Origin of the sequence: Dyadobacter sp. 676 (genome assembly GCF_040448675.1) — a bacterium.
GTDB lineage: Bacteria > Bacteroidota > Bacteroidia > Cytophagales > Spirosomataceae > Dyadobacter.
In genome coordinates, this window is the sequence record NZ_CP159289.1 from 7006441 (window position 1) to 7027993 (window position 21553).

The following is a 21553-nucleotide window of genomic DNA, read 5'->3' on the forward strand; positions in this document are numbered from 1 at the left end:
CTTTCCCGACATCCTTCCTAACAGCGCGCCGGTCCGGGGCGATACCTTTGTTAAACAAAAAATAAGGGAGCGCCATGAACAAATCCGGCATTCTCTTACAATTCCGCTCTCTCAGGGCAAAACCGTTCCGTATTCACAAAACGAAAACATCAACCATGAAAAACGCAGAAGCATTCAAAGTAGCTGTTTCGGAAGAAGTGTTGAATGATTTAAAAAACCGTTTGCAGAACACCCGATGGCCCGGTGAAGCGGAAGGGTCCGGCTGGCATTTCGGCACCAGCGAATCCTACCTGAAAGACCTCGTCGCCTACTGGCTCATAGATTACGACTGGCGAAAACAGGAAGCCGAACTCAACAAATACCCGCAATACATCGCCGATGTGAATGGCGTAAAAGTCCATTTTCAATACATTAAAGGAAAAGGCGGGAATTCCAAACCACTCATACTGACGCACGGCTGGCCCGACAGCTATTACCGGTTCCACAAAATTATCCCGCTCCTCACCGAAGGTGACCAGAGCTTCGACCTTGTGATCCCGTCTATCCCGGGCTTCGGGTTTTCCGAGAAAACAGCCATTACCAGCGAAGCAGTAGCCGATTTGTGGAAAGTACTGATGACCGGGAACCTGGGTTACAGACAATTCTACGCAGCAGGAGGGGACGTGGGGATGGGCGTAACCAAAGCATTGGCATCGAAATATCCCGATGTCGTGGCCGGCGTACACTTTACCGATGTGGGCTATCCCATGGGCCAGGAAGACCCCGCCACCATGACCGAAGCCGAGAAACAATTCGCGCAGTTTGTGCAGCAATGGTGGTACAGTGAAGGGGCTTATGCAATGGTGCAAGCCACCAAGCCGCAATCGCTGGCCTACGGGCTCAACGATTCGCCTGCCGGACTGGCGGCGTGGATGGTCAGCTTCGGCAACGCAGGCGCATCTCCCGAAATCCTGGAAGCGGCATTTGGCGGGCGCGATGCCTTGCTCACCAACGTGATGATCTACTGGGTTACCCAAACCATCGCGACGTCGGTGAGGATGTACAAAGCCGACGCCATTGCGCAATGGAGCGGGGCCCGGCCGTTGCAGAAATCCAATGTTCCAGCCGGTGTGGCCGTATTCCCGAGGGAAGCGCAATTCCCGAAAGAATGGGCCGAACGCTTCGTCAACGTGGTCAGCTTCCGGATGATGACCGAAGGCGGGCACTTCGCGGCACTGGAAGTACCCGACATTTTCGCGGCGGAATTACGGCGTTTCTTTTACAGTATTTAAATGGTGACACCTATGTTTTCAGGCAGCGCCGTCACCGGCATTCTCATGATCGCCGTAACCATGGTACTGGGTGGTTGCGGAAGGGAAGGTCAGCGCCCGATCGGCTACCCCGCTCCCATGCCCGACTCCGTCGCCATGCGTTTCCTTCCCGGCGTTGTCAGCGACGATTCTCTGGATTTCAATTCGGCTTTCTCCCCCGACGGCAAGCGGTTTTACTTTTCGCGGTCGGGCAAAGGGAAATGGATAATCTATGTGACGGAAGAACAGAATGGAACCTGGACCCAACCTGCGCCAGCGCCATTCAATGAGCCGCAATACTCTCAGGCCGATCCTTTTATCACAGCCGACGGAACTCTCTACTACATTTCGAACCGGCCGCGCGACCTTGCGGATAGCATTCCCGACTACGATATCTGGCGGGTTCGTCCACGGGCCGACGGTTCCTGGACCAGCCCTGAAAACCTCCTGGCCGTCAATTCCGATAGCACCGAATATTATGTGTCGCTTTCTGCCAATGGTAATCTGTATTTTGCCAGCAACCGAAATGGCACGTTGGGTTCACACGACATTTATGTAAGCCATTACGCGAATGGGAAATACACCACGCCTGAAAACCTGGGGCAGGCCGTCAACTCCGATAAAATGGAACACGACCCGATGGTTTCGCAGGACGAAAAATACCTGATTTTCACGTCTGTCGACCGTGCAGACTCGTTCGGCAGCGGCGATCTGTATTATTCCGTCCGTAATGCAAACGGCACCTGGGCACAGGCTGAAAACATGGGGAGTAAGTTCAATACGGATACCTACGAATATTGTTCGTACCTCACGCCGGACAATCGGTATCTCTTTTTCAGTGCGGATTACGATGTAAAGTGGATCAGCGCACAGCAGTTGCCCTGGTTTAAATAAGGTGTCATTTTGAGTGCGGGCCCTGGAATCAGAACGATTCCGGGGCCTGCCTTTTTACTTTTTACCTATCCGGTACAACCTTCCCTGATCGGTTACGGCGTAAAGCGCGCCGTCCTTGCCTTCGGTAATGTCGCGGAAACGCTGGTTCTCGCCGGAGAGGAGCCGTTCTTCGCCGGTAACTTTGTTGCCCTCAATCACCAGGCGGCACACATGCATGCCGCTAAGCGAAGAAATGAACAGGTTATTTTTCCATTCGGGAATCTGTTTTCCGCTGTAAAACGTGATACCGCTCGGCGAAATGACAGGGTCCCAGTAATAAACCGGCTGCTCCAGTCCCTCCTTTTGCTGAATAGCCGCGCCGATCTTATCGCCGCTGTACTCGATCCCGTACGTAATGGTAGGCCATCCGTAGTTTTTGCCGGGTACGATGCGGTTCAGCTCGTCGCCGCCCCTCGGACCAAATTCCGTCTCCCACAATTCGCCGGTAACCGGGTTGATGGCAATCCCCTGTACATTCCGGTGGCCGTACGAATACAGTTCCGGGCGCGCATTGGGCTTTCCCGCAAAGGGGTTCCCCGCCGCCGGTTTTCCGTCGCGGGTAATGCGGATTATTTTACCTAAACCCGAATTGATATCCTGCGCCTGCGGCCGGGTAACGAGGTCGGACCGCTCGCCCGTCGACAAAAACAAATTACCGTCCTTTGAAAAAATCACCCTTCCTCCGTAATGCAGGTTGCCTTTGTAAGCGGGCGTAGCACGGTAAATGACCGTCACATTTTCCAGCCGGGCCTCGTCAGCCGACAGTTTGCCTTTGGCGACCGATGTTATATTTCCCTCGGAAAGCGGTTCGGAAAAAGCCCAGTAAACCATCCTGTTTTTCGGGAAGTCCGGATCGATACAAAGCCCGAGCAAACCGCCCTGGCCATCACTGTTTACTTTTGGCACACCGCTAATCGCTTTACCCACAGTGCCGGTCGTCGAGACGATGCGCATTGTACCGCCTTTCTCCGTCACAAGGAACCGGCCGTCCGGAAGCGAGGTAATACCCCATGGCCTTTCCAATGCGGAAGTGATGACTTTGCCCTCGTAGGCAGACTTGGTGGAAACGCTTCCTATGCGTGTTTGTCCATTGAAGGCCGGCTTATACTCCGAATTAGCCTTCTTGGTTTCAACCGGGGATTGCTGCGCTTCGGATCGGAACGGCGCCACAATGGCTGCCGCCCCCGCAAAAAAGATGTAAATTGCTTTTCTCATTGTTGGATTTGTTTACGCCCGTGCCCTTGAAAGAGCCGGCAACTAAAAATAGGCAAATTCACCCGAAAGATACTACCTTTCCCAATGCAGCACCAGGAATTTGAACCGCCGGAAGCCTTACAGGACGCCATTAAATGCTTTTGGTACGACGATCGCGACCTCGGAAAGGCGCAGACGGCCTTCCGGGTAATCCCCGATGGCTATGCCGAGATCATCTTTCACTTCGGAAGCGAACTGCATATTTCTTCCGATACAAACCTATACCCGTTGCCTTCCCCCTTTATGGTGGGACTGCTCGACCGGCCTGCGGTATTTTCTTCGAGAAACCGGCTGGAAATCATAGGCATCAGATGCTTTCCGTGGGCTGTGTTCGATCTGCTCGGCCTACCCGCCGGCAAAGATGGCGTCCGTGTTTTCGAGCATCCCGTCGCCCGCCTGCATTCCAACCTCGAAAAATTAGTCGGCACAGGTAAAATCCACGAGGCGGTGTCACAAGTGGAGCAGTACTTTACGGACCTGCGTTCCCGGGTTACTGTCGACGGCATGCTGTCCAAAGCGGGGACCGCAATGCGGCAGACAAACGGCACCTTGCCTGTCAGCCGGGTAGCGGCCGCAGCCCACGCGACGGTACGCACACTGGAAAGGAATTTCAAGCAATCGTCCGGTCATACGGTAAAAGACGTCTCGGCACTGATGCGTTTCGAGCAGGTACGAAACCGTTTATGGCACGATCCCGATTCCGGCATCGCCGCCCTGGCGTATGAGCTGGGTTATGCCGATCAATCTCATTTGAGCAGGGAATTCAAGCGTTATACCGGCACCACTCCCGCGGCATTCGCACGAAACGCCCGGAAAGCAAGACTCGCCTTGAACCAGGATTTTGTCGCATTTGTACAAGCCTGAGGCAAGCGCATTCCGGAATTTTGTGTCCTGATCATTTCATTACGAGTACGACACAAAAAGTTTTATGCACGACGTAATCATCTCCGGTGCGGGTCCTGTGGGCCTGTTGCTCGCCTGTGAACTGGCCCTGGCCCAATGTTCCGTTTTGATTCTTGAAAAAAATGAAAGCCCGCATTCGCCCTTGAAGCGGCTCCCGTTCGGGATACGCGGCCTTTCGGCGCCAAGCATCGACGCATTGTACCGCCGCGGTCTGCTGAATGGGCTGGAAATACATAAACGCATCAAAAGTCCGCACGCAGGCAACGGAAAGCCAGGTCCGGCCCAGGCGGGCCACTTTGCCGGTATTACCATTTATGAAGAAAACATAGATACCTCCCGCTGGACGCTCCGGCTGCCCGGCCCCGCCGGCACACATCTGCTTTCGGAAATGGAGGAGCTGGAAACGATACTGGCCCGCCGCGCAGCGAGTCTTGGTGTGGAAATCAGACGCGGGCTTGCAATTACCGGCCTCGAACAATCTCGGGACAGCGTGACAGTGCATTCGGACGGGCAATCGTTTGCCTGCCGATGGCTTGTGGGCTGCGATGGCGCGCGCAGCGTGGTCCGGAAAGCAGGCGGCTTCGAATTTGAGGGGACCGAACCGACATTTACCGGCTATTCGACCCGAATTGAGGTTGCCGACCCCGAAAAACTGAGGCCAGGCCGAAATATAACGCCCGCAGGCATGTACCTGCAATCGCAACCGGGTTATATAATCATGCAGGATTTTGACAACGGCGCTTTTCACCATTCAAAAGCGCCGGTAACAGCCGCACATATACAGGAAGTACTGCGCCGCATATCCGGCACCGACGTCACGGTAACGGCGCTGCATCTTGCGGTCACCTGGACCGACCGCGCGCGCCAGGCCACTACCTACCGCAACGGGCGCGTCCTTCTGGCAGGCGATGCGGCGCATATCCATTCGCCGCTTGGCGGCCAGGGACTCAACCTCGGCTTGGGCGATGCCATGAACCTCGGCTGGAAGCTCGCCGCAACGATCCGGGGCAAGGCCCCGGCGGGCCTTTTGGATAGCTACACCATCGAAAGGCACCCCGTTGGCGCACAGGTTCTGGACTGGTCGCGGGCGCAGGTTGCGATCATGACGCCCGACCCGCACGCACGTGCGTTACGCACGGTCGTAAGCGACTTGCTGGATACCACCGATGGCGCCACTTACGTTGCCGGAAGGTTGTGGGGGATTTCCAACCGCTACGAGCTCGGCGGCAGCCATCCGCTCACCGGCCGCAGCGTTCCCGATTTCGAGTTTCAAGACGGGAAAAGAATCGGTGAGTTTATGCACGACGGCCGGGCTATACTCCTTGATTTTGACGGAAATACTTCCCTACGCACACTGGCGGACGAATATGACGGGCAGATCGGGTACATTTCGGCCAATGCGAAAGACCGGCCCGCCACCGATGCCCTGCTGATACGTCCCGACGGCATCATTGCCTGGGCCGCAGGCGATGACGCCGGTCGCGACGACATCGAAAAAGCAGCCGACCGCTGGTTCGTCCGCAGTTTACCGGCCCGTAAAGTCGCAGGCGGCCGGTTTCCCTAAAGATCGTAGGAATCAGATCTCTTCGACTGCGGGGAAATCAAGCGGAATCTTCGTCAGCGCGTAGGCATAGTTCGTAAAAGTGCGCAAGGTCGCCAATGCGGCAAGCTCCATCAGGGCTGCCTCGTCGTAACCGGCGTCGAAAAACGCGTCCCTGACCGCTTCATCGGCTTTCCCTTTGTTTTCTACGATGGCTTTGGCGAGTTGAATGGCGGTATTCAGCCTGGGATCTGTGGCAAATCCTTTGCGGAAGTTTATAATTTCTTCATTGGAATACCCCCTTTTTCTCGCGAGAATACTGTGCGCGGCCAGGCAATATTCGCAGCCATTCACCTGCGACACCGTGAGATAAACAGCCTCCCTTTCCCTGGCGGAGAACACGCTGTGGGTAAGAGTGTCCTCAAAATCGAGCATCGCTTTCAGTGCATGGGACGAATAGCCCATCGTCGCGTACAGATTGGGGACCCTACCTATTCTTTGGGAGATCGTATCGAAAATTTCCTGTGATTGCGGGCCAACCTGCTCGCGCGCGGGAACGGAAATGGTTTTCATTGTTTGAAATATATGATGGGGTTAAAATACGGAACGACTGCCGGTGATCGTCAAAAGTAAACAATTCCTTTCCACCATCCGCAAAACTGCCGGGACGCCTGGACCAGCAGACGGAATTTCCGGGCAAACCGACGCGGGCGCACACTCTGAAAATCCGTCGGACTTTGTAACCGGTGTGCTATCGCAGTTCAGATAAGCGGAAAAATTGCTTAGTATTGCATATGAAGAATGTAATACTACCGGCTTTTGTGGGCGCAATGCTGGCCTTGTACGGGTGCATCAAACCGGAAGCGGAAAACATGGAGGCCGATATCCTTGCGATGACGTTACCCGATTCCGTACTGATCTCTCCCCCTTCCATTACCAATACCAGCATTACCGCCTTCGTTAATTTCGCCAAACTCGATATCAAGGCAGTTTCGCCACAATTTACCCTGACGGAAGGCGCCACGATCCAACCCGCTTCGGGCACCCCGCAGGACTTCTCCAAACCGGTCACTTACGTGGTGACGTCCGAAGACGGCCATTGGAAAAAAGAATACCGCATTAGCTTGCTGCAAAATACGGCTCCCGATAATTTTCCTTTCGAAAACTGGGCTGTTAACCCCGATGGCAATTATTATACACCCTATGAATTGGTCGATGGCGAGCACCAGAACATATGGGCGTCTGGCAATAGCGGTTATTCGCTGATCGCACCCGAGAAAAAGCCCGAAGCATACCCTACCCAGCGTACCACCGAGGCCACCCAGGGGCAGTACGCTGCCTACCTCGAAACCAAATCTACCGGCTCGCTCGGAGCGCTGGTGGGAATGCCTATTGCACCCGGCAACCTGTTTCTCGGTAGTTTTGATGCGTCAAAGGCCCTGACGGCGCCGCTGGAAGCAACTATTTTCGGCATTCCATTCAATAAGAAACCGTTACGGCTCACCGGCTCTTACAAATACACATCCGGCGGGCCTGTTACGGACAAAACGGGCAAACCCGTCGTCCCCGAGCGGCAGGACCTTTGCGATATTTACGCGGTATTCTTCAAGGCATCTGCCGACAAACCGCATCTGAACGGCGCCAATGTGCTTACCGATCCGAGCGTGGTTGCCATCGCGCAACTCGCATCCGGCGCCCCCACCCCCGGCCCGGGCTATCATGCCTTCGACCTCGCATTTAACTACAAATCGGAAATTAACCAAGCGGACCTGGCCGCATTCGCATACAAAATCGCGGTTGTTTTTACGTCGAGCAAGAATGGCGCGGTGTTCGAAGGGGCGACCGGCAGCAAGCTGTACGTCGACAACGTGAAGGTCGTAACGCAATAGTACATTCCATTATGCTGATAAAACTCCCCTATATCCTTGCGCTGGCGTCTCTACTGGCTTTACCAGCCGGGTCGGCGGCCCAGACTGACGACAAGCTGACGTTCCATGCCCGTGCGGGTGTGGCCGTGGGCGGGGCTACGCCCATCGGTATGCCGGCCTCGATTCGCAAAATAGAATCCTACGATCCCGGTTTCCTGCCGAGCCTTGAAGCTGGCCTGGGCTACCGGTTTTCCCGGAAATTCGGCGTGGCCGCGGCAATCCGGTTCGAACAAAAGGGAATGACCACGGAGGCACGGGTCAAGGGCTATTACACCACTTTCAACGAAGGCAGCAATGGGGACCATGACAGCGTAACGGGCTATTTTACGGGAGATGTGGAAACGAAAGTCAGAAACCGTTACCTCACTGTCCCCCTCCATTTAACTTACCAACCGGCGGGCCGTTTTGTGTTGAAAGCGGGGGGATTCGTATCGCTGTCGGTAAGCAAGCGCTTCACGGGCAGCGCGCGCGACGGATACCTGCGCAACGAAACACCCGTCGGCGAACGGGAGGATATCGATGTCGCTTCCTACGATTTTTCGGGCAATGTGCGCCGGATCGATGCAGGTGCTGAAATCGGGGCCGACTGCCATTTTGCTTCGCGACTATACGCCTCGGCCAATCTCAGTTATGCACTGACACCACTCATGGAACGGCATTTTAAAAGCATCGGCTTCGGCCTGCACAACATTTATCTTAATCTCGGAATCGGATACCGGTTTCACTGAACGCTGTTAAACTGAATATGAAATCACATTTTTTGCCCGGCTTGCTGCTTACCGCATTGCTGTACTCCTGCGCCGGAAGCAAGCCGGGGCGGGTATCGAACGCCAACCAACCGGTAGAAGTGGATATCGACCTCGTCAATGTCACCGCCGACCGAGTACGCGTGACGGTCAGGCCTCCGGCTCAGACTGGCGAGGTAGCTAACTATCAATTCCCGAAAATCATCCCCGGCACCTACGCCATTGCCGACTACGGCCGGTATGTGCGTGATATTCAGGCATTTGACAGAAAAGGAAAACCATTGCGCGTGACGCGCACCGATTCCAATACTGTGGCCATCTCGCCCGGGAAGAAACTCGCCCGCATTTCGTACCTGGTGAGCGACACCTTCGACACAGAGGAAGAAAGCGACCCTTTCGCCGAAAAAAGTAAAACCATTTTTTCTCCCGCGGGCACCGATATCGACGCAGGAAAACACTTTTTGCTTAACATGGCCGGATTCGTGGGTTATTTTTCGGGACAAACCGAGACGCCCTACCGGATCGCCGTTTCGCATCCGGAAACGCTCTATGGCACCACCGCGCTGGTTGACAGCGACAACGACAACCGCAAAGATGTGTACACACTGCCGCGCTACCCCGACGTGATCGACAACCCGGTCATGTACGCGGCTCCCGATACTTCGGCATTCAAAGTGGACGGCATGGAGGTGTTATTGGGCATCTATTCCCGCCGTGGCAATGTTCACGCTTCAGCATTACGGCCCGATCTCGAGAAAATGATGCGTGCACAGAAAAAATTTCTCGGGAAAATCAACGACACACCGAAATATGCGGTGCTTACTTACATCTCGTCCGGCGCGGCCGACGACGCGAAAGGCATAGGCGCGCTGGAACACAACGCATCCACCACGGCCGTTTTCAGGGAGCCGATGAAAAGCAAGGACCTGATCCACGTGATCAGCCACGAGTTCTTCCACACCATTGCGCCGCTGAAAGTGCATTCGAAGGAAATCCATTATTTCGATTTCAACGCACCTAAAATGAGCCGCCACCTGTGGTTTTATGAGGGTGTTACCGAATACTTTTCCAATCTGTTTCAGGTAAACCAGGACCTGATCGAGGCCGACGCCTTCTATGACCTGATGGCGAAGAAAATGGAACAATCGCAGGCCTTCTCCGATAGCCTGTCCTTCACCGAAATGAGCAGTAATATCCTGGACCCCAAGCTGAAATCCCAATATCCTAATGTGTATGAAAAGGGAGCGCTCATTGCAATGTGCCTCGATATCGTGATCCGCGAACAGACTAACGGGGAACGGGGACTGCTATGGCTAATGGGAGAGTTATCAAAGCAGTTCGGTCCGGAAAAACCCTTCGACGACGCCGAACTGATCCCGGTGATTACCCGCATCGCCGGCTCGGCAGCCGGGGCATTTCTCGAAAAACACGTGGTGCAGGGCGAACCGATCCCTTATGAAAACTTCCTCGCCAAGGTGGGCCTGAAAAAACAGATAGTCCCGTTCGCCGAGCCGATCGTCTTCCTGCGCGAGGAAGTCATTTACATTAAACCCGATGCTTCCCGCACCCACGTGCTCGCGAATGTAGCCGATAACAAGAACGCGTTTTACAATAACCTGGGCATTCAGGATGACGACGTCCTGCTCGAATTCAACGGCATTCCGGTGGACCCGAAAAACCTGATGTCGGTCGTTTACCTCGGTTACGACCTCGACGAAGACAGCCCGGTCACCGTCAAGGTCAACAGAAACGGCCAGGACATGGAACTGAAAGGCACGGTCAAACTCAATTATAAAGACGGTGACGGCTTCCGTTTCGGCGACGACTCCAAACGGAAATTGAACGAGGCATGGCTTAAAAACTAGTCCTGCAAAATCTCGACGAATCCTTCCGTTCCGTTTACCCGGATACGCTGCCCGTCCCTGATCAGGCGGGTGGCGTTTTCCACTCCTACGACGGCCGGCAAGCCGTATTCCCTGGCGATTACAGCGCCATGCGTCATCAACCCGCCCACTTCCGTAACCAGGCCCCTGGCCGACACGAACAACGGCGTCCAGCTGGGATCTGTAAACGTGGTAACCAATATATCCCCCTCTTCCAGGTCCGCGTCTTTCATATCCACAATCACGCGTGCCCGGCCTTCGGTCACACCGGATGAAACGGGCAGTCCCGCGATAGCGCCGGCAGGGAGGTTTTCGCGACTGTATTTGCCGGTAACGATTTCGCCCTCGGAAGTTATCACACGAGGAGGCGATAGCCGTTCATAAATCTGTTGCAGTGCTTTTCGTTCGGCGATCAATGTATCGCGGGCTTCTTGTGTCTCTACCAGTTCGCGGAGCTCTCCGAAAGTAAGATAATAAATATCTTCCCGGTCCCGGAGCACGCCTTTTTGTTCCAATCGGGCGGCTTCTTCCAGCAGCGCCTGTTTGTATATGAAATAACGGCTGACGATGTCGTACTTGGGGTATTCTCGATAGCCGGCAAGGTTTCGGAGCAGATCGATCATCCGCTTTGTCTCTGCGGCTTTCCAGTCACCGTCGGGCAAATGCCTCAAACGGTCCAGCAACTCCCCCTCCTTGTTCGACGCTTCCCGCTTTCCATGTTCGAATTTTTGTTTGCTGGTGCCGGGGGGCAGGTTTTTGATATTGCCCAGAATCACCGGTACGAGCGTCGCGGGCTTTTCGGTCCACCGGCTTTTTGTGATGTCGATTTCGCCCGCACACCGCATACCGTATTTTTCAAGAAAGCCTGCGATAGCTCCCCGCGTGACCTCGCCTCCATGCAAATGTGTCAAATCATCCAGGCACAGCTCCTCTTTCACATTTTGCAAGTAGTCTATTACCTCCGGATAGGGACGGATCGCATCGGCGACGTCCAGCAGATCGAGGCCCATTTCGGACGTAACATTGTTCGGGACCGATTGCGAAAGCACATCCGCGACATTCTTTTCACCCAGCCATTCGTCCATCCTGTCGTTCAGCCAGAATGCGGCGTTCATAGCCGTCATGATCACCCCGAGCGTTTTGGGGTTCGATAAATCTTTCCGCAATTGCCCGATCTCCGCCAGGATACAATCCATCAACTCCGGCCCCGACTTTGAGCGGATGTTTTGTTTCAGTGCTGCGATGGACGCCCTGCTGTTTTCAATCAGCTCGGTGACCACAGCGGGGTCGTACCCGATAAGCGTATCGAAATCGATAGGCCGCGGGACTTCCTTACCGGCGCCCGCCGGTGGTTCCTCTTCATTCAACCGGATGAAATCGTCCCGTTCGAGGAGGCTCGTCAATGCGCCATGCATAAGGGGATCGGATTTCGCCATGGCGTTCATCATCATGCTCTGGCGCGCGGGCGATGCGAGTTCGGGCGCAATATCTACAAACAGCCTTCCACCGGCAATGCTCATGGGCCTGGTGGCCGTCAGTTGCCATATCGACAAGCCGAGCGGTTTCATTGCGTCGGTCATCATCTGCTGGTGGCCTACGGAAATGTACACATGGTTTTGGTCGTCGCCCGCCTCGGGAACCGGAAACAAAGTTGTGATCGGCCGGCTCTGGACTATGTATATGACATCGTTGGCGATGCACCATTCGATATCCTGCGGAGAGCCAAAATGCGCCTCGATGCGCCTGCCTGCCCTTTCAAGCGCCAGAATCTGCATGTCCGTCAGCACCTGCCTGGTTTGCCGCCCGGCTTCGACCTCTTCTATCCGGGTACCGCCGTCCGCTGCTGCATAAACCGCCACCTTCTGGGTGGAAATTTGCCTTTCTGCTATCCTGCCGTCGCGAACCTTGTAGCTGTCGGCGTTCACCAGGCCGGATACCAACGCCTCTCCGAGGCCGAAACCGGCGTCGATAGACACTACCTTCCTGTTCCCGGTAACGGGGTCGGCCGTGAACAGTATCCCTGCCGATTCGGGGAAAACCATCCGCTGGACCACCACCGCCAGCCGGACCTTGCGATGATCGAAACCGTTCCGTATCCGGTAAATGATGGCACGGTCGGTAAATAACGAAGCCCAGCATTTGGCGACATGCTTCAAAACGGCCTCTGTTCCGACGACATTCAGATAGCTGTCCTGCTGCCCGGCGAATGATGCACCCGGCAAATCCTCCGCCGTTGCACTGGAACGCACGGCATAGGCCGCATCGGGGCCGGAACCGGCGAGTTGGTGAGCGATTCCGTCGCGGATCGCATCCGGAACAGGCGTCGCCTCGATGGTCCGGCGGATTTTAGCGCCCAGTTCGGCGATCTCGTCGCTGTTTTCGGCGGTCAGAGCCGACAGCCGATCGAGTTCCGCCTGTACCCGCGCTTCCCGCATTATTGTTTGAAAAGCCTCCGTGGAAACACAGAATCCCGCCGGTACATGTATCCCTTCGATGCGGCATAATTCGCCTAGGTTCGCGCCTTTTCCTCCGGCCTCGGGCAGCATTTCCTTGCCGATCTCCCGAAGATCGATTACATACTTGTCCATGCTGCGGTTATTGTTTGTTGAGCGTTGCGGTTGTCTCATTCATCAGATCGATCGCTTTCAGGAAATAGGTCTCGATAACCCGCATTTCTTCCTCCGAAAACGAGGCGATCAGGGCTTCCGACTGCCTTCGAAACTCCCGGTAGAGAGGTTCCAGCAAGGCCATGATCTTCTCCGTGTCCGGCTCGACAAGCACTTTTCGTCTGTCCTCCTCCGCGAAACGCCTCTTAACCAGGCCTTTCTTTTCAAAACGGTCGATCAAACCCGTAACCGCGCCGGTAGTGAGGCCAGTCAGACCGGCAAGCTCGCCGGCCGACATTTGTCCTTTTTGTATTAAAAACCCAAGGTATTTATGATCGGTACCCGAAAGTCCCGCCCTGCGGCCGACGGCCTCGTGCATTCGAATGGAGTCGTATGCGTACCTTTGGCTGAGCCTCCGTACCCGCGTTACCAGTTCCTCTTTCATTATATCTCAAAAGCTAAATATCTTAGCTGCAAAGATATTTGCGTTCCGGTTCATATCCAAACACGGAAACCCTCGGATTCTGATCGCCACAATTTTTACGCTTACCCTTCGCTTTTCGCCCTCTCGCGCAACGCAGGTGCCCCGGCCGGCGTTGCGCATCCGCGGCCCGGTCCTCTACTCCGTTCGCAGCGAAACGACCGGGCTGACGAGCGCCGCCCGGATGCTCTGGAAACTCACCGTACCCAGCGTGATCGCCATCGCCCCGACGCCCGTCGCCGCGAAAACCCACCACGAAGGCTCGATCCGATAAGTATATTTTTGAAGCCAGGTATTCAGCAAATAATAGGCAAGCGGCGTGGCGATACCGAACGCTATCGTAACGAGCAAGATAAATTCGTTCGACAGGAGCCGCCAGACACTTGCAACCGAGGCGCCGAGCACCTTCCTTACACCGATTTCCCGTGTGCGCTGCTCGGCGACAAACGAGGATAATCCGAAAAGCCCGAGGCAGGAGATACCGATCGCCAGCACCGCGAAGAAATAGGCCAGCTTACCGACACGCTCCTCGGCGGCAAACTTCAATGCGTAGTCCTGGTCGGCAAATTTGTATTCGAATGGTGCCAGCGGGACCAGCCTTTTGAATACGGCCTCGATCCGGGGCAGCGCTTCGCCGATGCTCATCTTCGGGTTAATGCGGATATGCATCCAGTTCGGGCCTCCGTGTGCTTTGATCATGAAAATGGTCGGGAGCGTAGGTTCATAAGGCGATTCCATTACCACGTCCCGGATGACCCCCAGAATGCGGTAATGCATTACAGGCCGGTCCTGGAATTTCCAGCTCACGGGTTCTCCGACCGGCTTACGCAGGCCCATGTAACGTGCGGCTGCTTCGTTGATGACCATACCCGAGGAATCGGAAGAGAGGTTTTCGGAAAAATCCCTTCCCTGTACAAACTGCCAGCCGACCGTACGTCCGTATTCGGAGGTAACCATCAACGTTCCGAAACTCTTATTGGCGGCGGGATTCTTTCCACGCCACTCGAAGCCGTCGTTACCCGACCACACCTCCGTCACTTTTCCCATCGATTCGGCGATATCGGTAACCGCCCCGCTCCGGCGGAGCTCGTTTTTAAGTATCTCATGTTTGCCGTAGAAGTCGGCCGATTTCATTTCGATCATCAAAAGTCCTTCCCTCGTGTATCCGGCGGGCCTGTTTTTGGCAAATTGTATTTGTCGGAAGACGACGATCGTACCGATTACCAGGGTAACCGAAACTGTAAATTGCACCACTACCAGTACTTTCCGCGGTAAGGACGCAAAACGCCCCGCCCGGAATGTGCCTTTCAACACCTTTACAGGCTGGAACGACGACAGGTATAATGCCGGGTATCCGCCTGCCAGGATGCCCGTTACCATAATAAACGCCAGACTGATGGCCCAAAACCATGCATTCGCCCAGGGTATAACCATCTGCTTGGCGGCGATCTGATTGAACCACGGCAAAGCGAGCGAAGTGAACCAGACCGCAAGCACGAATGCAAAGCCCACCACGAGGAACGATTCGCTGAAAAACTGGCTGACCAGTTGCGCCTTCACGGACCCGATCGACTTGCGGATGCCGACCTCCTTCGCGCGCTTTTCCGAACGGGCAGTGGAAAGGTTCATGAAATTAATACAGGCAAGCAACAGCACGAACGCGCCGATGATGCTGATCAGCCATACCATTTGCATTGGGGCTGTATCGGGCTCTCCCCTTTTAAAATTACGCAGATGCCAGTCGCGCATAGGTAATAGAAAGACCTCGGGCCTGTTTTTGGCCACTTCGGGAAAGTCGGCGAGATTTTTCATTTCCGCATTTTTAATATCCGCCGAAACCCGCGCCAGGTCCACATCCGGACGAAGTTCGACGTACACTTTCATGAAGTGGTTTCGCCAGTCGGTCATGGCCCGTTCCCGGATCCAGGGGTTATCGAGCTCCCAGAGCGCGAACGGAGCCACGAATTTGACCCGGCTGAACTGGGTGTTCTCGGGGAGATCTTCATACACCCCGGTTACAGTCACATCGAGTTTGTTGTTGAGCCGCATCACGCGGTTCACGGGATCGGCATCCCCGAACAGTGCCAGGGCCGTCGATCGGGAAAGCAGCACCGAATGCGGATCGCTCAGACCGGCGCGGGTGCCGTACACCATTCCGAGCGTAAGCATCTCCGGCCCGCCGGGGTCCATAAACAGCCCCGGCCGGGAAATCCTGGTCTGACCCGCGGAAAGTACCATATCGACATCCCATGAAACACTCACAATATGTTTGAAATATGCCGAATAGTGGGCTTTGAGCTCGGTCATCAGCGGGTACTGCAGTGAGGAATTGATCCCTACCCCATGCTCGCCGAACTCGCGCGTACGTACCTGTGCAATGCGGTCGTAGTTGTCGTGATAGGTATTGAACGACAGTTCGTCGTAAACCCACAAACCGATGAGCATGGCAACGGCCATTCCGGCAGCTAAGCCGCCGATATTGATAAACGAATAGGCCCGGTTCCTGGCCAATTGACGAAAGGCGATTTTCAGGTAATTGTGTAGCATGGCTCGAGGAATTTAGAAGTTCGGGAATAGCCGGTCGGCGGTAGCTCTTCATGCTAAAAAAGCAGGCCTGTGCTATGGCTAACGCGTTTTTAGCCCCGAGCACAAAATTTCGGTTCCCGGCAGCCCGAACGGGTGTCCGTATCCGGACATCGCATGTACGCACCCGGACTATGGCTTTCTGAACAATACATCCCCGATAGTCACAAAAAAACATAAAAATTTCACAAACAGGCGAGGGTATGCCCGGTAGAACATACTCTTGTGAATAACCTATTTTCAACGTCCGCATGAATCACAAGTATACCTTAGAGAGCAAAACAGGCACAAACGACACAGGCGGTCCGTATCCCGAATTCCCGGACGTCAAGAAAATACAGACGGATTTTGTCGATTCGGAACTGTTTATCAAGCAAGCATTTGACACAGATCCGGTGCGGGGATACGAGTTGCTTTTCAAACGCTATTACAAGCAGCTTTGCAGCCATGCCGTGCGTTTTGTGTATGCGCGGGATGTCGCCGAGGACATTGTGGTGGAAGTTTTCAGTCAGTTCTGGTCCAAACAGCTCCATACCTCTGTAACGACGTCATTCAGGGCTTACCTGTTCACGACGGTCAGGCATGCGGCATTCCATTATATGCGACGGAACTTCGGGAAAGAGGCGGTTACCGGAGAACTGGAAGACCTGCATCTGGCCACTCCCGAGAGCTCGCCCCAGCAGGAATTGCAGTTTCAGGAACTGGTGCTCAAAATCGAGCAAGTGATCCGCTCGCTATCTCGTCAAAATCAGAAAGTATTCCTGATGAGCCGGTTCGAGGGAAAACGCAACGCCGCCATCGCCGAGGAACTGGGAATCTCCGTTAAGACAGTGGAAGGACATATTACCAAGGGACTGGCAGTCCTGCGGAAAGCATTGCAAGACCACGGGCTGCTCTCGCTTATCCAGATTTTACTCCTATTCATTTGAGGGCCCACGGCCATCAATATATGTCATACAGAACTTCCATGAACATGAAAAAATCAATACTTTCCAAACAGGTGATCCAGAACTTCTTCGAAGGAAAAACTACCCGGATGCAGAATATTCTGATCCGCGAGTGGCTGGAAAACCCCGCCAACCGCGAACTGTATTTTCAATGGCTGGACGAATGGGAAACAGAAAATCCGCAGTTTACGCCCGATGTGGAACTGGCCTACCAACGTTCATTGCATACCGTTCAAGACGGCGCCGGTTTTCCGGTACCGGAACCAGCTCCGCGAAGGTCATTCCCCGGTGCGCCCGCCGGGCGGCTTTTTGTGTTCAAATGGGCGGCGGCTTCCGTGGCGCTGATCCTCGGTGCATACCTTCTTTCCGATTTCTGGCTTTATAAACAATACGAGACGGGCTATGGGGAGATCAGGACGATCGTATTGCCCGATAGCAGCCGCGTTACACTGAATGCCAACTCCGTCCTCAGCGTCCCGCGGTTCGGTTTCGGCGGGGGCACACGCGAAGTGAAGTTGCGGGGAGAAGCCGATTTCGCGGTGAAACACACCGTCAATCACAGCAAATTCATCGTCCGCACGCCCGATCAGCTGGAAGTGCGGGTATTGGGCACGGAGTTTATTGTTTACAGCCGGGAGCGCGGCTCAAAGGTGGTTTTGAGCCAGGGAAGCGTACAGTTGCGCTCGCTCCATGAAGCCGAACCAAGGCCCGTCCTGATGAAACCCGGCGACATCGCCACAATGTCGGCACAGGGAAAACTGACCCTGCGCCGCAGCCAGAGCCTGTCGGCGTACCAGGCCTGGAAACAACGCAGGTTTATGTTCGAAAATACTCCCGTCTCCGAAATCGCATATCAGATCAGCGAATACTTCGGCGTAAATGTGGTGGTGGCCGACTCGACCCTCGCCAGACGAACCATCGGCGGCACATTCAATGCGAGTGATCCCGCCAATGTCCTGAAAGTCCTGTCCGACGTCCTGAATGCACGGGTCACCCGGTCGGCGGCGGACGACGACGGCCCCGAAACCTTCATCCTCGATGTCAACCATCCGTATTATCCTTAATCCATTATAAACCATGACGAAACTATTACACTTTAAAATGCTGGTCATCCTGATGGCAGGCTGCCTGCTGGACGTGGCGCCGCTGAAAGCCCAGTTAATGGCCCAAAACCGCCCGAAACGTACCTCTGTGCCGATTTCCAGGCTTAGCCTGAGAGATGCGCTTATGCAGGTCAGGAAGCAATATAAAGTGGATATCCTGTTCGAGGAAAAGCTGCTGGAAGGCATCTTTGTCGCACCGGCGCAGGTGCAGTCGGGGCAAACCGTCGAGCATAAGCTGAACAGTGTCCTAGCGCCTTCCGGCCTCCGCTATAAAAAGGTCAGCAAACAGACCTATCTTATCCTTACGACGGTCGGCGAACCCAAATCAACCATGCAACAAACGCAGCCCGGCACGCCCGAAGAAGCTCCGCCGGCAACGCAGCCCGCGCTTTTCAACTCCGGCACCCGCCATACGCTTAGCGCCGAAACTGCCGACCCAATTGCGGACAGGACGATCAGCGGCGTGGTGAAAGGCGATGGCGAAGAAGTACTGCCCGGAGTGAGCGTGCTCATCAAAGGCACCACGCGCGGAAGCACCACCGATGCGAACGGCAAATACAGCATTTCCATCGGCGACGACCCGCAAGCGGAAATCACACTCGTATTCTCCTATGTGGGTTATCAAAATCAGGAAGTGGCCGTCGGTAAGCGCTCGACCATCGATATTACTCTGCTGCCCGACCTGAAAAGCCTGGAAGAGGTGGTCGTGGTGGGCTACGGTACGCAAAGGCGCGAGCAGATTACAAGCGCTATCGCGAGCGTCAAGGCGGAGGATTTTGTAAAAGGCCCAGTCCAGGATGCAGCCCAGCTTATCCGGGGCAAAGTCGCCGGTTTGAGTGTGATCACGCCCAGTGGCGACCCCACTGCCATTGCGCAGATTTCGCTAAGAGGCAATGCGACCATCAACGCAAGTTCCGAACCGCTCGTGCTGATCGACGGTGTTCCGGGCGCGTTGAACACCGTTGCGCCCGAGGACATCGAGTCCATCGACGTGCTGAAAGACGGCTCCGCCGCCGCTATTTACGGAACCCGCGGGACAAACGGGGTAATCCTCATCACCACCAGAAAAGTAAAAGGCGAAACGCCGGCAACGTTGGAAGTAAACTCCTACTTCACCACGCAAAGACTTACCCGCAAGCTCGATTTCATGAATGTAGACCAATACCGCGCCCTGGCGGCACAGGGCAAACCCGGCGCAATCGATTACGGCCACAACACCGACTGGCTTGAAGCGGTCACCCGGAAACCATTGTCGCAGGTCCACAATGTCAGCCTCCGGGGCGGCTCCCGGACAACCAACTACATCGTCAGTATGGAATACCGCCGGTTGAACGGGATTATGAAAAAATCCGACAATGCCACCGTATTTCCCCGTATCGAAGTCAATCATTCGATGTTCAATGGCTTGCTGAAAATCAATGCGAACCTGAGCGGTTACCAGCAGAAATACTTCTCGGTCGACGGAGGTCCCTACTCCGGGCTGGTCTATCGCAACGCGCTGACATTCAATCCGACCGAGCCGTTGAAAGACGCCAACGGAAAATGGACGGAGCGCACCGACAAAACCGACTATATGAATCCGGTGGCCCTCATCGAGGAGTCGCACGGACAGAACCGGAACAACAACCTCCGGACGTACGGCACCATTTCGCTGACGCCGGTAGAAGGGCTGGAAGTCAAGGCATTGTTTGCAAGGGACATGTTCAACGGCACCCGGGGCTACTATGAAACCAAAAACCACTATTCCACCAGCCGAAACGGGCGCAATGGCTTCGCTTCGCGCGGGACCACGCGCTCACAGGACGACCTGTTCGAATTCACTGCCAACTATAACAAATCCATTCGGGACCACAATTTCGTGATCCTGGCCGGCCATACCTGGCGGCGCTACAACACGGAGGAATACTGGATGCAGAACTGGGATTTCCCGACCGACAATTTTTCCTACAACAATATCGGCGCGGGGCTCGCGCTGCGCCGGGGACAAGCGCCGGAGTATTCGCTCCAATCGGAGAACAAGCTGATCAGCTATTTTTTCAGGGTCAATTACAGCTTCATGAACAAATACCTGTTGATGGCCAGTTTGCGGCATGAAGGTTCGTCGCGCTTCGGGGCCAATCACAAATGGGGCAGCTTCCCGGCGTTTTCGGTAGGCTGGAATTTGAAAAAAGAGGCATTTCTGGAAAACTCCCGCGCCGTTTCGAACCTCAAACTCAGGGCAGGTTACGGTGTAACCGGTACCGAACCCGGCAGTTCCTATATTTCCTTGAACAAGATCAATTTCAATACCAATGTGCTCATCGACGGCGAGTGGGTGCAGGCTATCAACCCATCCAACAACGCAAACCCCGACCTCCGCTGGGAACGCAAGGAGGAAGTGAACGTGGGTATCGACTATGGCTTTCTGAACGAGCGCCTTTCGGGCTCGGTCGATTTGTACCGCCGCACCACCCGCGACCTGATCGCCAATTTCCCGGTGCCGACCCCGCCTTACCTGTACAGCACCATCACGGCCAATGCGGCTTCGATGGAAAACAAGGGAGTTGAAATACAGGTAAATGCGATTCCACTGCAAACGGCGGCTTTCAGGTGGACCACCTCCGTCAATTTCTCGACGAATGCCAACAAGATCCTTTCCCTTTCGAACGAAAAGTTTGCATTGGCAAGCGGCTATTTCGATACCGGCAATACGGGGGAGCCTATCCAGCAAACCACCCACCGCGTCCAGGTAGGCCAGCCTCTCGGCAATTTCTGGGGTTTCAAAACCATCGACATCGACGAAACCGGCCACTGGATCATCGAGGGCAAAAACGGCGAGCCGAAACCCATTGCGCAGCAGCAGGCGGACGACAAACAGGTGATCGGCAATGGCCTGCCGAAACGCTACCTCAACTGGAACAATACGTTGGCTTACAAAAATTTCGATCTGAACATCACCATGCGCGGCGCGTTCGGCTTCCAGATCCTGAATATGACCGAAATGTTCTGGAGCGCGCCGGTAATGCTTACCCGAGGTAACCTGCGGGCCAACGCCTACGACCCGGTTTACGGCAAACGCCCGCTCGCCGACGACCAGTCGCTGAACTATGTGAGCTATTACATCGAAAACGGCAATTACTGGAAAATCGACAACATTACGGCGGGGTACAATCTCCGGTTGAAAAACAAATACCTCCGTCATGCGCGCATTTACCTGGCCGTAGCCAACCTCTACACTATCACCGGCTACAAGGGCATCGATCCGGAAGTCGGTATAAGCGGCCTCGCGCCGGGCGTCGACGACAAGAACCGCTACCCGGCCACTACCAGTTTCACGGCAGGCGCCACGCTCACATTCTAGTACTTGTTCCATTCCAA

General features: G+C 54.9%; 15 protein-coding genes. 10 read left to right on the plus strand and 5 right to left on the minus strand.

Features of this window, described 5'->3' with window-relative positions; translation table 11 throughout:
- Positions 1-155 precede the first annotated feature (155 nt).
- On the plus strand, positions 156-1271 hold the full coding sequence (locus tag ABV298_RS30675) for an epoxide hydrolase family protein (protein WP_353719924.1): 1116 nt from the start codon (positions 156-158) through the stop codon (positions 1269-1271).
- A 12-nt stretch (positions 1272-1283) separates the two neighbouring features.
- Positions 1284-2183 (plus strand): hypothetical protein, encoded by a 900-nt coding sequence (locus ABV298_RS30680; RefSeq protein ID WP_353719925.1) that lies wholly within the window; start codon positions 1284-1286, stop codon positions 2181-2183.
- Positions 2184-2237: 54 nt separating this feature from the next.
- Here the strand turns inward: ABV298_RS30680 and ABV298_RS30685 are convergent, their stop codons facing one another.
- Entirely contained in the window at positions 2238-3437 is a 1200-nt protein-coding gene (locus tag ABV298_RS30685) for a PQQ-dependent sugar dehydrogenase (protein WP_353719926.1), read from the minus strand.
- An 84-nt stretch (positions 3438-3521) separates the two neighbouring features.
- Here ABV298_RS30685 and ABV298_RS30690 point away from each other — a divergent pair, with 84 nt between their 5' ends.
- Together ABV298_RS30690 and ABV298_RS30695 are read left to right on the plus strand one after the other, a co-directional pair.
- Positions 3522-4340: a helix-turn-helix domain-containing protein gene (locus ABV298_RS30690; protein ID WP_353719927.1), complete on the plus strand. Its 819-nt coding sequence runs from the start codon at positions 3522-3524 to the stop codon at positions 4338-4340.
- Positions 4341-4404: 64 nt separating this feature from the next.
- On the plus strand, positions 4405-5943 hold the full coding sequence (locus tag ABV298_RS30695) for an FAD-dependent monooxygenase (RefSeq protein WP_353719928.1): 1539 nt from the start codon (positions 4405-4407) through the stop codon (positions 5941-5943).
- A 12-nt stretch (positions 5944-5955) separates the two neighbouring features.
- Here the strand turns inward: ABV298_RS30695 and ABV298_RS30700 are convergent, their stop codons facing one another.
- Complete coding sequence (locus ABV298_RS30700; RefSeq protein WP_353719929.1) at positions 5956-6492, minus strand: carboxymuconolactone decarboxylase family protein; 537 nt, start codon at positions 6490-6492, stop codon at positions 5956-5958.
- Positions 6493-6713: 221 nt separating this feature from the next.
- Between ABV298_RS30700 and ABV298_RS30705 the strand changes: the two genes are divergently transcribed.
- The 3 genes from ABV298_RS30705 to ABV298_RS30715 are packed head-to-tail and all read left to right on the plus strand — an operon-like array spanning position 6714 to position 10458.
- Positions 6714-7808 carry a PCMD domain-containing protein gene (locus tag ABV298_RS30705; RefSeq protein WP_353719930.1) on the plus strand — a complete coding sequence of 365 codons (1095 nt, stop codon included), beginning with the start codon at positions 6714-6716 and terminating at the stop codon, positions 7806-7808.
- 11 nt (positions 7809-7819) lie between these two features.
- Positions 7820-8575, plus strand: a complete 756-nt coding sequence (locus ABV298_RS30710) for a porin family protein (RefSeq protein WP_353719931.1) — start codon at positions 7820-7822, stop codon at positions 8573-8575.
- Between the two features lie 17 nt (positions 8576-8592).
- Positions 8593-10458 (plus strand): hypothetical protein, encoded by a 1866-nt coding sequence (locus ABV298_RS30715; RefSeq protein WP_353719932.1) that lies wholly within the window; start codon positions 8593-8595, stop codon positions 10456-10458.
- Here ABV298_RS30715 and rph read toward each other — a convergent pair.
- The 3 genes from rph to ABV298_RS30730 all read right to left on the minus strand — a co-directional run bounded on the left by rph (position 10455) and on the right by ABV298_RS30730 (position 16110).
- Positions 10455-13064 carry a rifamycin-inactivating phosphotransferase gene (rph, locus tag ABV298_RS30720; protein ID WP_353719933.1) on the minus strand — a complete coding sequence of 870 codons (2610 nt, stop codon included), beginning with the start codon at positions 13062-13064 and terminating at the stop codon, positions 10455-10457. The two genes, ABV298_RS30715 and rph, sit on opposite strands and share 4 nt — an antisense overlap.
- A 7-nt stretch (positions 13065-13071) precedes the next feature.
- Positions 13072-13527: a MarR family transcriptional regulator gene (locus tag ABV298_RS30725; protein WP_353719934.1), complete on the minus strand. Its 456-nt coding sequence runs from the start codon at positions 13525-13527 to the stop codon at positions 13072-13074.
- Positions 13528-13701: 174 nt separating this feature from the next.
- Entirely contained in the window at positions 13702-16110 is a 2409-nt protein-coding gene (locus tag ABV298_RS30730; RefSeq protein ID WP_353719935.1) for an ABC transporter permease, read from the minus strand.
- Between the two features lie 287 nt (positions 16111-16397).
- Here ABV298_RS30730 and ABV298_RS30735 point away from each other — a divergent pair, with 287 nt between their 5' ends.
- The 3 genes from ABV298_RS30735 to ABV298_RS30745 are packed head-to-tail and all read left to right on the plus strand — an operon-like array spanning position 16398 to position 21536.
- Positions 16398-17075: an RNA polymerase sigma-70 factor gene (locus tag ABV298_RS30735; RefSeq protein WP_353719936.1), complete on the plus strand. Its 678-nt coding sequence runs from the start codon at positions 16398-16400 to the stop codon at positions 17073-17075.
- A 44-nt stretch (positions 17076-17119) separates the two neighbouring features.
- Positions 17120-18157 carry a FecR domain-containing protein gene (locus ABV298_RS30740; protein ID WP_353719937.1) on the plus strand — a complete coding sequence of 346 codons (1038 nt, stop codon included), beginning with the start codon at positions 17120-17122 and terminating at the stop codon, positions 18155-18157.
- 13 nt (positions 18158-18170) lie between these two features.
- Positions 18171-21536 carry a TonB-dependent receptor gene (locus tag ABV298_RS30745; RefSeq protein ID WP_353719938.1) on the plus strand — a complete coding sequence of 1122 codons (3366 nt, stop codon included), beginning with the start codon at positions 18171-18173 and terminating at the stop codon, positions 21534-21536.
- Positions 21537-21553: the final 17 nt, after the last annotated feature.

Bases quoted from the DNA above. Each gene is read 5' to 3' on its own strand.
- ABV298_RS30740 (WP_353719937.1), top strand. From the start codon at position 17,120: ATGAAAAAATCAATACTTTCCAAACAGGTGATCCAGAACTTCTTCGAA.
- ABV298_RS30710 (WP_353719931.1), top strand. From the start codon at position 7,820: ATGCTGATAAAACTCCCCTATATCCTTGCGCTGGCGTCTCTACTGGCT.
- ABV298_RS30745 (WP_353719938.1), top strand. From the start codon at position 18,171: ATGACGAAACTATTACACTTTAAAATGCTGGTCATCCTGATGGCAGGC.
- ABV298_RS30680 (WP_353719925.1), top strand. From the start codon at position 1,284: ATGTTTTCAGGCAGCGCCGTCACCGGCATTCTCATGATCGCCGTAACC.
- ABV298_RS30675 (WP_353719924.1), top strand. From the start codon at position 156: ATGAAAAACGCAGAAGCATTCAAAGTAGCTGTTTCGGAAGAAGTGTTG.
- ABV298_RS30690 (WP_353719927.1), top strand. From the start codon at position 3,522: ATGCAGCACCAGGAATTTGAACCGCCGGAAGCCTTACAGGACGCCATT.
- ABV298_RS30715 (WP_353719932.1), top strand. From the start codon at position 8,593: ATGAAATCACATTTTTTGCCCGGCTTGCTGCTTACCGCATTGCTGTAC.
- ABV298_RS30685 (WP_353719926.1), bottom strand. From the start codon at position 3,437: ATGAGAAAAGCAATTTACATCTTTTTTGCGGGGGCGGCAGCCATTGTG.
- rph (WP_353719933.1), bottom strand. From the start codon at position 13,064: ATGGACAAGTATGTAATCGATCTTCGGGAGATCGGCAAGGAAATGCTG.
- ABV298_RS30735 (WP_353719936.1), top strand. From the start codon at position 16,398: ATGAATCACAAGTATACCTTAGAGAGCAAAACAGGCACAAACGACACA.
- ABV298_RS30705 (WP_353719930.1), top strand. From the start codon at position 6,714: ATGAAGAATGTAATACTACCGGCTTTTGTGGGCGCAATGCTGGCCTTG.
- ABV298_RS30700 (WP_353719929.1), bottom strand. From the start codon at position 6,492: ATGAAAACCATTTCCGTTCCCGCGCGCGAGCAGGTTGGCCCGCAATCA.
- ABV298_RS30725 (WP_353719934.1), bottom strand. From the start codon at position 13,527: ATGAAAGAGGAACTGGTAACGCGGGTACGGAGGCTCAGCCAAAGGTAC.
- ABV298_RS30730 (WP_353719935.1), bottom strand. From the start codon at position 16,110: ATGCTACACAATTACCTGAAAATCGCCTTTCGTCAATTGGCCAGGAAC.
- ABV298_RS30695 (WP_353719928.1), top strand. From the start codon at position 4,405: ATGCACGACGTAATCATCTCCGGTGCGGGTCCTGTGGGCCTGTTGCTC.